Here is a 13,448-nt window from a genome sequence, read left to right on the forward strand (position 1 = left end):
GTAAAATAGGAGTTAAACTTTAAATTTAAAATTATGTTTTCTGAAAAAAGATCAGCACCAGGTGGCCAAACGCTAGAAAGAAACATTATTGGCAAGAACACTTCGTTTGTTGGCGATATTAAATCTGACGGTGATTTTAGAATTGACGGCAAAGTACAAGGTACAATAAAGACAAATGGTAGAGTTGTGATTGGTCAAGCTGGATCGGTTGATGGAACCATTGAATGTACCAATGCTGATATTGAAGGTAAATTTTCTGGTAACCTAACTGTAGATCAATTATTATCATTAAAGTCTACTGCGAACATTTCTGGCGAAGTTATTTTAGGCAAACTTTCGGTAGAGCCAGGAGCTACATTTAATGCTTCTTGTAACATGAAAGGTTCAGTAAAAGCACTAAAAAATGAGCAACGACCAACCGTCGCCAAATCGCAAGCCGAACAAACCGCTTAAAAAATACGTTCAGTTTACGGGTATTGCATTTCAAATGGGCGCTACAATTTACTTAGCTGGCTACTTGGGTAGAAGGCTGGATGCCTATTATCAAATGGAAAAAAAGGTATTTACCCTTGTACTTATTCTTTTAGCAACTATTATTTCTATTTGGAATATTAATCGACAGCTTAAGAAACTAAACGATCAATAGTTTATGGATAAATCAATTACTAAGTTTACTTTAGGCCTGTCTATTATATTATTAATTGTTTTTGGGTTTCATATAACAATTCTAAGCTTCAAAAATTTACCTCTCTTCGAAAATAAGATTATTCTAGCATATTTGGTTAATTTTATTATAGCTTTAGGTACATTCATCCTGCTCTTTCAATATAAAGAAAAGCTTAAAAATCAACTCGGTTTTCTATTTATGGGAGCTAGTTTTTTAAAGTTTATTATATTCTTTCTCTTTTTCTATCCTGAATATTCTAGTGACCAAAAAATGAGTACTTTAGAGTTTACTACTTTTTTTATTCCGTATCTAACTTGTTTGGCTATTGAGGTATTCGAACTTACAAAAATGTTGAACAAACTTTCCTAAAAATTATTTAGAATAAACAACTAATTTTCTTTTTTGTTTTTAATTTAAAACAGTACCTTTGCACGGATTTTTAAGACACTATATTATTTGTGTGATATGCAAGGAAAATTTTTATTAAAGTTACTTACTGTTTTATTTGTAGTTACAACATTTTCGGCGAATGCTCAACATGAAGAAGATCATAAAGAAGAAAGCAAAGATACTGTTCAGTTAAGCCAGAAAGAAATCGAAAAAAAAGAACGTCAAGAATATATTAAACACCACCTTCAAGACTCATACGATTTTAGCTTATTTTCATTAAAAAATGAAGATGGTTCAAAAAAATATATAGGTTTTCCTCTGCCTATTATTCTTTGGGATAATGGTTTGCAAGTATTTTCATCATCAAAATTTCATCATGGTGAAACAGTTGCTGAGCACAATGGTAACTATTATAAATTATACCACAATAAGATCTATAAAACAGATGCAGCTGGCACTATAAACTACGATGCAGAACACCACCCAACAAATGTTAAGCCCTTTGATTTTTCAATGACTAAGAGTGTCATAATGATGTTACTTACTTCATTATTAATGTACTTGTTGTTTGCTGGCTTAGCTAAATCATATGCTAAAAATAATAGTATTGCAAAAGGTGTAGGTAGATTCTTCGAGCCTATTATACTTTACATACGTGATGATATTGCTATCCCAAATATTGGTGAAAAGAAGTACAAAAGATACATGCCATATTTATTGACCATCTTTTTCTTTATTTGGTTTTTAAATATGTTTGGTTTAACACCACTAGGCGTCAATGTTACAGGTAATATTGCTGTAACTGTAGCTTTAGCCTTGTTAACATTTTTGATTACAAATTTTACAGGAACAAAAGATTATTGGAAACACATCTTTGATCCTTTAGGAGATTCTATGCCTTGGTATGGTAAACTTCCTTTATATATTATACTAATTCCGATTGAGGTATTAGGTATTTTCATTAAACCATTTTCATTATTGATTCGTTTGTACGCTAACATGCAAGCAGGCCACATTGTACTAATGAGTTTAATCGGTTTAATGTTTTTATTTAAGAATTGGTTAGGTAGCCCAATGTCATTTTTATTGGCCTTTGCTATTTCACTAATTGAAGTCTTAGTAGCATTATTGCAAGCATATATATTTACTATGCTTTCAGCTTTATATTTTGGTTTTGCTTCTGAAGAGCACGACCATCATGAAGAAGCACATGCTCACTAGAAAAATTGAATGTTTAATTTTTAATTATATATATTATGAATATCCCAGTAATGGTAGGTGCAGGTTTAGTAGTTATCGGTGTAGGTATCGGTATCGGTAAGATCGGTGGTTCTGCAATGGAAGCAATCGCTCGTCAACCTGAAGCTTATGGTAAAATTCAAACAGCAATGCTTATTGCAGCGGCGCTTATTGAAGGTATTGGTTTCGCAGCATTATTTGCAGTGAGCTAAAACAAAACTTTAAACACTATTTAGTAACGGTTGGTTACTAAATAGTGTTTATTTAAAAATTAAATAGAATATAGTACATATATCCCATGGAAAAATTAATAAACGAATTCTCATTAGGTCTGTTCTTTTGGCAAACAGTTATATTTCTTGCACTTTTATTCTTACTTAGAAAGTTTGCATGGAAACCAATTTTAAATGCAATTAATGACCGAGAAGAAGGTATAAAAAATGCACTTGCTGAGGCTGATAAAGCACGTCAAGAAATGCAAAATATAAATGCAGATAACGAACGTATTTTGAAAGAAGCTCGTACTGAGAGGGATGCAATGTTAAAAGATGCACGTCAGATTAAAGATAACATGATTGCTGAAGCCAAAGATGAAGCTAAAGCTCAGGCTAGTAAATTAATCGAACAAGCAAAAACTGCTATTCAAAATGAAAAGTTAGCTGCTATGACAGATTTAAAAAATCAAGTTGCTGATCTTTCTATAGATATCGCAGAAAAAGTAGTTAAGAAAGAACTTTCTACTAAAGGCAAGCAATTAGAGTTAGTAGAAGATATGCTTGGTGATATTAAATTAAACTAATCTTTTAAGATTGATTGACTGATGAAAGGAACAAGAGCAGCCATACGATACGCAAAAGCAGTACTTAATTTAGCCATAGATACAAAAAAGGCTGATGATGTAAATAAGGACATGCTATTAGTTGCTGAAACTATCGAAGCAAATAAAGATGTTCAAGTTATGCTAAATAGCCCTGTTATTAAAGCTAGTGCTAAGAAAGATACGTTATTTGCAATCTTTAGTAATCTTACTAATATCTCTAAAGGCTTAATAAATCAGTTAGTAGAAAACAAACGTTTAGCTATTCTTGAAAATATAGCTAAACAATATACAATTATATACGATCACTACCAAGGAACACAAATTGCAAAAGTAACTTCTGCGGTTCCTTTAACTGATGATCTAAAAGAAAAAGTACTTGCTAAAGTAAAAGACATTGTAGGTAAAAAAGTTATTTTAGAAAACATTGTTGATCCTTCAATTATAGGAGGATTTATCCTTAAAGTAGGAGACAAACAATACGATGCAAGTATTTCTGGAAAAATGAACAATTTACGTAGAGAGTTTGATGATAACTTATACGTACCAAATTTTTAAATAGTATAAATCAATAAAATGGCAACAATAAAACCAGCTGAAGTATCAGCAATTCTAAAACAACAACTTTCTGGTTTCGAGGGCAACGCAACTCTTGATGAAGTTGGAACAGTATTACAAGTAGGTGATGGTATTGCGCGTGTATATGGTTTAGCCAATGCACAATACGGTGAACTTGTACAATTCGAGAATGGATTAGAAGGAATGGTATTAAACCTCGAAGAAGACAATGTTGGGGTTGTATTATTAGGTGCTTCTACTGAAATTAAAGAAGGCGCTACTGTAAAACGTACTGAGCGTATTGCTTCTTTAAGAGTAGGTGAAGGAATTACTGGGCGTGTTGTAAACACTTTAGGTGAGCCAATAGACGGTAAAGGACCTATTCTGGGTGAAACTTTCGAGATGCCATTAGAGCGTAAAGCACCGGGTGTAATTTATCGTGAGCCAGTAACAGAACCATTACAAACTGGTATTAAAGCTATTGACGCTATGATTCCTGTTGGTAGAGGTCAACGTGAGTTAATTATTGGTGACCGTCAAACTGGTAAATCTACTGTTGCTCTTGATACTATTTTAAATCAAAAAGAATTTTATGATGCAGGTGAGCCTGTATATTGTATCTATGTAGCCATAGGTCAAAAAGGTTCTACTGTAGCTGCTATTGCAAATATGTTAGAAGAGCGTGGTGCATTAGCTTATACAACTATCGTTGCTGCAAACGCATCTGACCCTGCACCAATGCAGGTATATGCTCCAATGGCAGGCGCTGCAATTGGTGAATATTTTAGAGATACTGGCAGGCCAGCTTTAATTATCTATGATGATTTATCAAAACAAGCTGTTGCATACCGTGAGGTATCTTTATTATTAAGAAGACCTCCGGGACGTGAAGCATATCCTGGTGACGTATTCTATTTACACTCTAGATTATTAGAACGTGCTGCAAAAATCATTAATGATGATACAATTGCCGCGCAAATGAACGATGTGCCAGATTCTTTAAAAGGAAAAGTAAAAGGTGGTGGTTCTTTAACTGCTTTACCAATTATTGAAACACAGGCTGGTGACGTATCTGCATATATTCCAACAAACGTAATTTCTATTACTGACGGACAGATATTCTTAGAATCAGATTTATTTAACTCTGGTGTACGTCCGGCAATTAACGTAGGTATTTCTGTATCTCGTGTAGGTGGTAACGCTCAGATCAAATCAATGAAGAAAGTTGCTGGTACATTAAAATTAGACCAAGCACAATATCGTGAATTAGAGGCTTTTGCTAAGTTCGGTTCAGACTTAGATGCCGCTACAATGAATGTAATTGAAAAAGGTAAACGTAATGTTGAGATCTTAAAGCAAGCTCAAAACGATCCGTTTACAGTAGAAGATCAGGTAGCAATTATTTATGCTGGTTCTAAAAACTTATTAAAAGATGTTCCTGTAGAGAAAGTAAAAGAATTTGAAAAAGATTTCTTAGCTTACTTAAACGCAAAACACAGAGATACTTTAGACACATTAAAATCAGGTAAATTAACTGATGAGGCTATTGCAGTTGTAGAAAATGCAGCAAAAGAATTATCAGCGAAATTCGCTTAATTAATAATTGTAATTCCCACGAAAGTGGAAATATCATAATTTGAACGAATGGCAAACTTAAAAGAAATACGTAACAGAATTACATCTATCGGCTCAACGATGCAGATTACAAGTGCTATGAAAATGGTATCTGCTGCAAAATTAAAAAAAGCCCAAGATGCAATTACTGCTATGCGACCATATTCAAATAAATTAACTGAGCTATTGCAAAACTTGAGCGCTACACTAGATGGTGATTTAGGTGGTGTATATACGAATCAACGTGAAGTAAACAACGTATTAGTTGTAGCTGTTACTTCTAATAGAGGTTTGTGTGGCGGATTCAATTCGTCTATCATTAAAAAATCTATTGAAGCTATTCAAAATGATTTTGATGGAAAACAAGTTGATGTTATAGCTATCGGTAAAAAAGGAAACGATCTTTTATCAAAAGAATACAATGTTATTGATAACAAAAGTAGTCTTTTTGATGAGTTGACCTTTGCTAATACAGCCGCTATAGCGGAAGAGTTAATGACTTACTTTGCTGAAGGCACTTATGATAAAATTGTAATTGTTTACAATAAGTTTAAAAATGCCGCTACGCAGATTACAACTGTTGAGCAATTTTTGCCAATTGTTGCTGCAGAAAAAGATGCAAACGTGAACTTAGACTATATTTTTGAACCTTCTAAAGAAGAGATTGTTCAAGGATTGATTCCAAAGTCATTAAAAACTCAATTATACAAAGCTGTTAGAGATAGTTTTGCTGCTGAACATGGTGCTCGTATGACAGCCATGCATAAAGCAACTGATAATGCTACTGAATTACGTGATGAATTATTGTTAACGTATAATAAAGCACGTCAAGCAGCTATTACTAATGAAATTTTAGAGATCGTTGGTGGAGCAGAAGCATTGAACGGATAAATAACATCATAACAAATATTATTTGACACCCAAAGTTTTTAACTTTGGGTGTTTTGTTTTAGAGCCTTAAGTTAAAATTACTAAATGATATATATAAAAAAATTAAATTATATAATAGGAGTTATTCTTATTCTCACAGCATTGCTTCTAAAGTCATTTTTGAATCATAATATAGAATTTTGGAAATTTGTAAAATACGCTACGATTCTCCTAACAGTGTTAGGAATTTTAGCTATCTTTTTTCCAACTTGGGATAAACTAATAAAGAAACCTAATAAGTCATTCATAAAATCACCTAAGAAATGGGTTATTTACTATTTAAAAAACGGAATCACTCTACTATTCTCTTTTTTAATATTAATTGGAATTGAAACACTAGGAAAATCGTTAAATTATAAATTAAGAGAATTTTATTTATCTCATGAGACTATTGCTACTAATGCTATTATTGATGATTATGTTAGATTCTATATGACTAAAGTTGAAGATGTAGACTTCTATTTAATAAAATTCAAAATTGATAATCAAGATATTGAAAGAGGGCTTTTAGTAGATTATTCTGAAAAAGATGGAATTTCAAGAAGAGGAAGAATCACATTTGAAGATAATATGATGAAAGTAAAAACAATGGAAGGTCAAAGAGTAGAGATCATATACTCCAAAAAATTCCCCTCTTTTTTAAAAATAATAAATTCAAAATGAAAGTACTTCTACTCGACACAAATCATGAAATCTTAAAAAAAAGATTAGAAAATCTCGGTTTTCAATGTAATGAAGATTACACCTCTTCCAAAGAGATTATTGAGAATAAAATAGCTGATTATGATGGCATTATCATTAGAAGTAGATTCTCAGTTGATAAATATTTTTTAGATAAAGCCCTCAATTTAAAATTTATTGGCCGTGTTGGTGCTGGTTTAGAAAATATTGATTGTGATTATGCTAAATCAAAGGAGATTGAATTATTTACTGCTCCAGAAGGTAATAGAAATGCTGTAGGTGAACATGCATTAGCAATGTTACTTTCATTATTCAACAAACTGAATAAGGCAAATAAAGAAATACAGCAAGGTAAATGGTTACGAGAAGATAACAGAGGCATAGAACTAGATGGAAAAACTGTTGGGTTAATTGGCTACGGGAATATGGGAAAAGCCTTTGCCAAAAAACTAATAGGCTTTGAAGTTGAAGTGCTTTGTTATGACATTTTACCAAATGTCGATGATGAAAACTGCAAACAAGTATCTTTAGAAGAACTTCAAGAAAAAATAGATGTACTTAGTTTACACACTCCTCAAACGGAGTTAACTATCAACATGGTGAATACTGAATTCATCAATCGTTTTAAAAAACCTTTTTGGCTAATCAATACAGCACGTGGTAAGTCAGTAGTAATAAAGGACTTAGTCAATGGATTAAAGTCTTACAAGATACTAGGAGCTGGTTTAGATGTTTTAGAGTATGAAAAGGCATCATTTGAAAATCTATTTGCAGATGACAATTTACCAGAAGCTTTCGAGTATTTAATTAATTCCGATAAAGTTATCTTATCACCTCATGTAGCTGGTTGGACAGTTGAAAGTAAAGAAAAACTTGCACAAGTTATAGTTGATAAAATAAAAGCGAAATTTTATTAACTTGGTCTTGTGAAAAAGACAATTCTAATTTTTGGGAGTATAGTTTTTGCTTTATTGCTTCTTTTTAGAATTAGTCAACTTACATACTTATCTGGCGATATAGGTATTGAAATAATCATCGCTGTAATTGCTCTACTATTCTTCTTTATAGGTTTATACATCAATAAAAATCAGCACAAAATAACCTCAAAACCTAGAGAGATTGATCATCAAAAGATTAAAGAACTCAATCTTAGTAAACGAGAATATGAAGTTCTCTGTCAAGTTGCTAAAGGGTTTTCTAATAAAGAAATAGCTAAAAATTTATTTGTTTCTGAAAGCACTGTTAAAACTCACGTATCTAACCTTTTTGTAAAGCTAGATGCTAAACGAAGAACAGAGGCTATAAAAATTTCTAAAGAACTTCAAATCCTTCCATTTTAAGCACTTTAGAACTAAAGTATGAGAAATTTGGTACTTTAGTATGAATAAAATCTTGTTATTCAAATGTAGTTTTGCGATATCAAAATTTAAACATTATGAAAAGTACAGTTATCAAATACGGTATTAGAAGTGCAATTACTATTGTCGTATTATTTTTAATAGCGTTAACTCTTGGTAAAAATCTAGATTACGGATTACAGGAAGTTATTGGTTATATAAGCATGGTTGTATCACTAGTGTTTGTATACTTTGGAATTAAGCATTTTAGAGACCATGAAAATAACGGCCTTGTAACATTTGGAAAAGCATTATTAATTGGTGTTTTGATTACACTGTTTGCAGCTTTAGCTTTTGGATTAATTGATCTGATTTATATAAAATATATAAATCCTGACTTTACTGCTGAATATTATGCACGATCTGTTGAAGAATTAAAGAATTCGCTATCTGGCGCAGAACTCGAAAACAAACTTACCGAAATGGAATCGCAAAAAGAACTATTTATGAATCCGTTTTTTAGTTTTCTATTAATGTCTTTGACAGTATTCTTAATTGGTTTTATAATGTCATTAATTTCGGCTTTAATTTTACAACGTAAATAACTTTAAACTTATAGTATGCAATACGAAGCAACATCTGTAGATAACTATATTGAACAGATTCCTGAAGAAAGGAAAGCCGCCGTAAATAAACTACGTCAAACAATTTTAGATAATCTCCCAAAAGGATTTGAAGAAGGAATTAATTATAAGATGATAGGCTATTACGTACCACATTCTAAATATCCTGATGGTTATCATTGCGACCCTAAGTTACCGTTACCATTTATGAATGTGGCTTCTCAAAAAAACTCAATCAACTTATATCATAGCGGAATCTATGCCGATAATAAGTTATTAGATTGGTTTATTTCAGAATTCCCAAAACATAGTAAGCGAAAGTTAGATATAGGTAAAAGCTGTATTCGATTTAAACATATTGACGAAATTCCTTATGATTTAATAGGTGAATTAGCTTCAAAAATGACAGCAGATGATTGGATTGAGGTTTACGAAAAAGCGGTGAAGAAATAAAAAGAAGTTTAATTTATAAAACTCCCATTTTTCATGGGAAATAGATATGAAAAAAAGAGTTACTGGTATTGGTGGATTATTCTTCAAAACAGAAGACCCTAAGGCAACAAAAGATTGGTATAAAAAACACTTAGGCTTTAATACAGATCAATGGGGTTGCACCTTTTGGTGGAAAGATAAAGAAGGAAATGATTGCTCAACGCAATGGAGTCCTTTTACTAAAAACACGACTTACTTTGAGCCATCAAAAAAAGATTTTATGTTCAATTATCGAGTTGAAAACCTTGTAGAGTTACTCGAAGAACTTAAAAAAGAAGGTGTTACTGTAATTGATAAGGTAGAAGAATATGAGTATGGCAAATTCGGTTGGATCGTAGACCTTGACGGAAATAAAATAGAATTGTGGGAACCTAAAGACGCAGCATTTTTATAAGCTTCTTTCAAGCAGAACTCAAAACAATACTTTTAAATAAAGCTGGCTTTTTAGAAAATTCTGCAGGGTCTAAATTAAGCATCTGACGAACTATAGCGTATATCTCAGGTAATTTTTCTTTAAATTCTTCTGGAGTTTCGAAGAAATGCTCTATCAGAACTGATAAAAACTCGTACTTATTTCTAAATCCATAAGATCTTATATAGCCCGACTTTACTACTCTTCTTTGTAATTCTCTATTACGCAAGATTAAGAGCAGTTCATCAAACTTATTGATAAAATATTTCGAAGAGAAATTTTTTCTTTTTAAACAAGTAAAGTGTAATGCATGCGCTAACTCATGTAATCCTAAATTCAAATTATCATCTTCAATTCTAACACCTTCCATAAAGTCATCCCAAGAAAATACAATTGTTCTATATTTTGGGTTTGTTTCACCTTTATGTCGCATCTTAGTTACTTGAGAAAAGTAATCCTTAGGATATATGATGATATTGTCAAATTCTGAAAACAAATAACGGCGCATACCAAAAGTTAGCATCACTGCTGTAGAAGAAATTAACAATTTCATTTTCTCAGTTATAACCACGCCTTCTCTACCAATAAAATTATGTTTATCAATAAACTTTTTAACTCTGTGTTCAAATCTCTTTTTGTCCGAAAAAGAAAGGCGTTTATAAAATGTGAAGTGTCTTACTATTAAACCACGCTGAAACTCATTGAGCTCTCGCTGATTGATAGCTCTTTCTGCTAAATCAGTTCCTTTAACCCATATGTTTAATAGTTTAAGCATAAATTATAATATCTCTTAGTACACTAAAAAGCAGTTATTTATCACTTAAAAGTAGACTATTTTTTTCATTATTAACATATATAGTACAAAAAATGAGCCATTTCTATACTAATGCAATATAATTTACCCCTAAATTATAAGTGAAACCATAGCAATTTCGACTCAAATATAGACAAAATTGTTTAGCAACCATTATTTAGACTAGTATAATTGAAAAAGGATTAGCCACGCTTCACTTGCAGATCCCTAGAAAGCTCCGCTTCGAAAACAGTCCAAACAAAAAATGCTCAAGCAAGCTTAGCATTTTTTTCATTGGACTATTTATTCGTGACCACGGAGGGATTCAAACCCCCGACCGCTGGAGCCGAAATCCAGTGCTCTATTCAGCTGAGCTACGTGGCCATTTTTTCTACAAAATCAAGAAATTTTACATTAAATTCTTTTTAACTAGTGTAGAAATTGTTTTACCATCTGCTTGACCAGCTAACTCTTTAGACACCATTCCCATTACCTTGCCCATATCTTTCATTCCTTGAGCTCCTATAGAATCAATAGTCGCAATCACTACTTTTTCGATTTCTTCTTCAGATAAAGCTTCAGGTAAAAACTCGCTAATAACTTCTGCTTCATCAATTTCTGGAACTGCTAAATCCTTACGCCCTTGTTCCAAGAAAATAGCTGCGCTATCTTTACGTTGCTTTACTAGCTTTTGAAGTATTGTTAATTCTTCCTCCTCTGTCAATTCTCCTTTTGAACCACTTTCTGTTTGCGCCAATAAAATAGCCGACTTTACAGCTCTTAATGCAGTTAAAGCAGTTTGATCTTTAGCCTTCATGGCTGTTTTCATTGCAACCATTATATCTTCTTGTAAGCTCATAATTCAAAATTTTAAGACACAAAGATAGCAAAACCCTTGTTGTAAAATAGAGGATTTAAACAAAGAAAAAACCCAAACTTTAAAATGAAAAGCTTGGGTTTTTATCAACAAACAAAAACTAAATAGTAGTATTAATCTACATTATCGTGCAAAAACGAATTATTTGATCGCAATTGTATATCATTATCTTCACCAATATCTAGTGTTGTTCTAGATTGGTTTGTCGAAGAAACCTCAGAAGATGGTTCTACATCTTCTAAATCAACACCCATACGCTTATAAGCTGGTTGATTTTCTATTTCTTCAATATTTTGATTTAATCTATTAGCGAATTTATAATTAAACTCTTTCATTTTTTCTCTTCGTTCATCTGCTTTTTGTTCTAGCTCTGCAATGGTTAAGTTTAATGGTGAAGCTTCATCATCATTTACAATAACACTAGATCTACCAACGTTATTCTCAACACGAACATCAAATTTTAATTCTTCATCATCTTCCATTGGTTTATCAGTAACCCTTGCTATTTCTTTTTCTTCATTCTGCATGAAATCTTCTAGACCATATCTTATTTTTCCATCAGGAGTTTTTTCTGACTGTATATGTTCTGCATCAATTACTTTAATATCATCAATCTTAGCAATTAACTCATGGGTTGTAATTTTAGTATCTTCTTTTTGAGCTTCTTGTTTTGTACTCAATGGGAGGTCAAAAGTTAACGTAACTTGTTTTTCTTCCTCCAAATCTTCTTGATGAGAAATTGGGCTTTTCTGCGCAACTTCCGTAATATTAAAATCATCAATATTTTCAACACTTACTTCTTCGTAAACAACATCAATATTATTGATCAATTCTGTTGTAGGTATTAAATTATTAAGTGGCTCATTAACTTCTTCTATTTCTTCTAGTGAATACCTCACTACATTTTCATCTTCTTCTTTTATCTCTTTTTTAGGAGTGAAAGCTGGTTTAAATTTTGGCTCTTCTCCTAAATTATGAACAATCTTTTTTGACTCGGTAGCGCTGATTTCCATTTGTTGTTCAAAGTTAAATCCCGTAGCTATTACTGTTACTGAAATGGCTTCACCTAAAGACTCATCTTCACCTACTCCCATAATAATGTCTACATTGCTCTTAGCCTCACTTTGAATGTAATCATTGATTTCACCAATTTCATCAATAGTAATTTCTGTTGTTCCAGAAACGATCAATAATAATACATTCTTAGCTCCAGTTATTCTATTATCATTTAACAACGGTGAATCTAATGCATTAGTAATAGCTTCTTGAGCTCTATTAGAACCCGAAGCATTGGCCGATCCCATAATAGCCGTACCACTATTTGAAAGTACCGTCTTGGCATCTTTTAAATCAATATTCTGCGTATAGTGGTGTGTAATTACTTCTGCTATACCAGCTGCTGCGGTAGATAAAACTTCATCTGCTTTTGAGAAACCAGCTTTAAAGCCAAGGTTTCCGTATACCTCTCTAAGTTTATTATTATTTATAACCACAAGAGAATCTATATGTTCTCGTATTTTTTCAATTCCTTTTTGCGCCTGCTCATTTCTCATTTTGCCTTCAAACGAAAATGGTATGGTAACAATCCCAACAGTTAACAAATCCATTTCTTTAGCAACTTTAGCAATAACAGGTGCGGCTCCAGTACCTGTTCCACCACCCATACCGACAGTAATAAACACCATTTTAGAATTAGTGCCTAGCATTGCTTTTATATCTTCCATGCTTTCCATAGCAGCTTGCTCACCAACTTCTGGATTAGCACCAGCACCTAACCCTTCCGTTAAGGAAACTCCTAATTGAATCTTATGTGGTATTGGACTGTTTTGAAGTGCTTGTGCATCTGTGTTACAGACCACAAAATCAACACCCGTGATACCTTTTTGATACATATGGTTAACAGCGTTGCTACCGCCACCACCAACACCTATCACTTTAATGACATTAGATTGATTCTTTGGTAAATCGAACGAAAGACTATTAATTTCTTTGCTCATATCTTTTTGTTTTTTTGGGAT

General features: G+C 32.3%; 18 protein-coding genes and 1 tRNA gene. 15 read left to right on the top strand and 4 right to left on the bottom strand.

Features of this window, described 5'->3' with window-relative positions; translation table 11 throughout:
* Positions 1–33 precede the first annotated feature (33 nt).
* The 15 genes from AC1EUV_RS01010 to AC1EUV_RS01080 all read left to right on the top strand — a co-directional run bounded on the left by AC1EUV_RS01010 (position 34) and on the right by AC1EUV_RS01080 (position 9,742).
* The gene (locus AC1EUV_RS01010) at positions 34–453 is read left to right on the top strand and encodes a bactofilin family protein (RefSeq protein WP_480196792.1); all 420 of its coding nucleotides are present in this window, start codon (positions 34–36) and stop codon (positions 451–453) included.
* Positions 404–646, top strand: a complete 243-nt coding sequence (locus tag AC1EUV_RS01015; protein ID WP_480196793.1) for an AtpZ/AtpI family protein — start codon at positions 404–406, stop codon at positions 644–646. Before AC1EUV_RS01010 ends, AC1EUV_RS01015 begins: the two co-directional genes overlap by 50 nt.
* Positions 647–649: 3 nt before the next feature.
* Positions 650–1,036, top strand: coding sequence for a DUF6168 family protein (locus AC1EUV_RS01020; protein ID WP_480196794.1), 387 nt, complete (start codon positions 650–652; stop codon positions 1,034–1,036).
* Positions 1,037–1,132: 96 nt separating this feature from the next.
* Positions 1,133–2,278 (top strand): F0F1 ATP synthase subunit A, encoded by a 1,146-nt coding sequence (gene atpB / locus AC1EUV_RS01025; RefSeq protein ID WP_480196795.1) that lies wholly within the window; start codon positions 1,133–1,135, stop codon positions 2,276–2,278.
* 35 nt (positions 2,279–2,313) lie between these two features.
* The gene (gene atpE, locus AC1EUV_RS01030) at positions 2,314–2,508 is read left to right on the top strand and encodes an ATP synthase F0 subunit C (protein WP_480196796.1); all 195 of its coding nucleotides are present in this window, start codon (positions 2,314–2,316) and stop codon (positions 2,506–2,508) included.
* 86 nt (positions 2,509–2,594) lie between these two features.
* Positions 2,595–3,095, top strand: a complete 501-nt coding sequence (locus tag AC1EUV_RS01035) for a F0F1 ATP synthase subunit B (RefSeq protein WP_480196797.1) — start codon at positions 2,595–2,597, stop codon at positions 3,093–3,095.
* A 21-nt stretch (positions 3,096–3,116) separates the two neighbouring features.
* Positions 3,117–3,671 (top strand): ATP synthase F1 subunit delta, encoded by a 555-nt coding sequence (atpH, locus tag AC1EUV_RS01040; protein WP_480196798.1) that lies wholly within the window; start codon positions 3,117–3,119, stop codon positions 3,669–3,671.
* An 18-nt stretch (positions 3,672–3,689) separates the two neighbouring features.
* Positions 3,690–5,267 carry a F0F1 ATP synthase subunit alpha gene (gene atpA, locus AC1EUV_RS01045; protein WP_480196799.1) on the top strand — a complete coding sequence of 526 codons (1,578 nt, stop codon included), beginning with the start codon at positions 3,690–3,692 and terminating at the stop codon, positions 5,265–5,267.
* Between the two features lie 48 nt (positions 5,268–5,315).
* A complete protein-coding gene (atpG, locus tag AC1EUV_RS01050) occupies positions 5,316–6,176 on the top strand; it encodes an ATP synthase F1 subunit gamma (RefSeq protein ID WP_480196800.1) in 861 nt (286 codons plus the stop codon).
* Positions 6,177–6,260: 84 nt separating this feature from the next.
* The gene (locus tag AC1EUV_RS01055; RefSeq protein WP_480196801.1) at positions 6,261–6,878 is read left to right on the top strand and encodes a hypothetical protein; all 618 of its coding nucleotides are present in this window, start codon (positions 6,261–6,263) and stop codon (positions 6,876–6,878) included.
* Positions 6,875–7,813 (top strand): 2-hydroxyacid dehydrogenase, encoded by a 939-nt coding sequence (locus tag AC1EUV_RS01060; protein WP_480196802.1) that lies wholly within the window; start codon positions 6,875–6,877, stop codon positions 7,811–7,813. The genes AC1EUV_RS01055 and AC1EUV_RS01060 overlap by 4 nt, the downstream gene beginning before the upstream one ends.
* Before the next feature lie 9 nt (positions 7,814–7,822).
* On the top strand, positions 7,823–8,236 hold the full coding sequence (locus AC1EUV_RS01065) for a response regulator transcription factor (protein ID WP_480196803.1): 414 nt from the start codon (positions 7,823–7,825) through the stop codon (positions 8,234–8,236).
* A gap of 95 nt (positions 8,237–8,331) precedes the next feature.
* Positions 8,332–8,838 (top strand): DUF4199 domain-containing protein, encoded by a 507-nt coding sequence (locus AC1EUV_RS01070; RefSeq protein ID WP_480196804.1) that lies wholly within the window; start codon positions 8,332–8,334, stop codon positions 8,836–8,838.
* A gap of 15 nt (positions 8,839–8,853) precedes the next feature.
* Positions 8,854–9,309 carry a DUF1801 domain-containing protein gene (locus AC1EUV_RS01075; protein WP_480196805.1) on the top strand — a complete coding sequence of 152 codons (456 nt, stop codon included), beginning with the start codon at positions 8,854–8,856 and terminating at the stop codon, positions 9,307–9,309.
* 46 nt (positions 9,310–9,355) lie between these two features.
* Positions 9,356–9,742: a VOC family protein gene (locus AC1EUV_RS01080; protein WP_480196806.1), complete on the top strand. Its 387-nt coding sequence runs from the start codon at positions 9,356–9,358 to the stop codon at positions 9,740–9,742.
* A gap of 7 nt (positions 9,743–9,749) precedes the next feature.
* Here AC1EUV_RS01080 and AC1EUV_RS01085 read toward each other — a convergent pair whose 3' ends face one another.
* The 4 genes from AC1EUV_RS01085 to ftsZ all read right to left on the bottom strand — a co-directional run bounded on the left by AC1EUV_RS01085 (position 9,750) and on the right by ftsZ (position 13,427).
* The gene (locus tag AC1EUV_RS01085) at positions 9,750–10,535 is read right to left on the bottom strand and encodes a zinc-dependent peptidase (RefSeq protein ID WP_480196807.1); all 786 of its coding nucleotides are present in this window, start codon (positions 10,533–10,535) and stop codon (positions 9,750–9,752) included.
* A gap of 328 nt (positions 10,536–10,863) precedes the next feature.
* Positions 10,864–10,937, bottom strand: a tRNA-Arg gene (locus AC1EUV_RS01090).
* Positions 10,938–10,962: 25 nt separating this feature from the next.
* Positions 10,963–11,412: a GatB/YqeY domain-containing protein gene (locus AC1EUV_RS01095; RefSeq protein WP_480196808.1), complete on the bottom strand. Its 450-nt coding sequence runs from the start codon at positions 11,410–11,412 to the stop codon at positions 10,963–10,965.
* A 131-nt stretch (positions 11,413–11,543) separates the two neighbouring features.
* On the bottom strand, positions 11,544–13,427 hold the full coding sequence (gene ftsZ, locus AC1EUV_RS01100; protein ID WP_480196809.1) for a cell division protein FtsZ: 1,884 nt from the start codon (positions 13,425–13,427) through the stop codon (positions 11,544–11,546).
* Positions 13,428–13,448 lie beyond the last annotated feature (21 nt).

It is taken from the genome of Maritimimonas sp. 2304DJ26-3 (genome assembly GCF_056591635.1).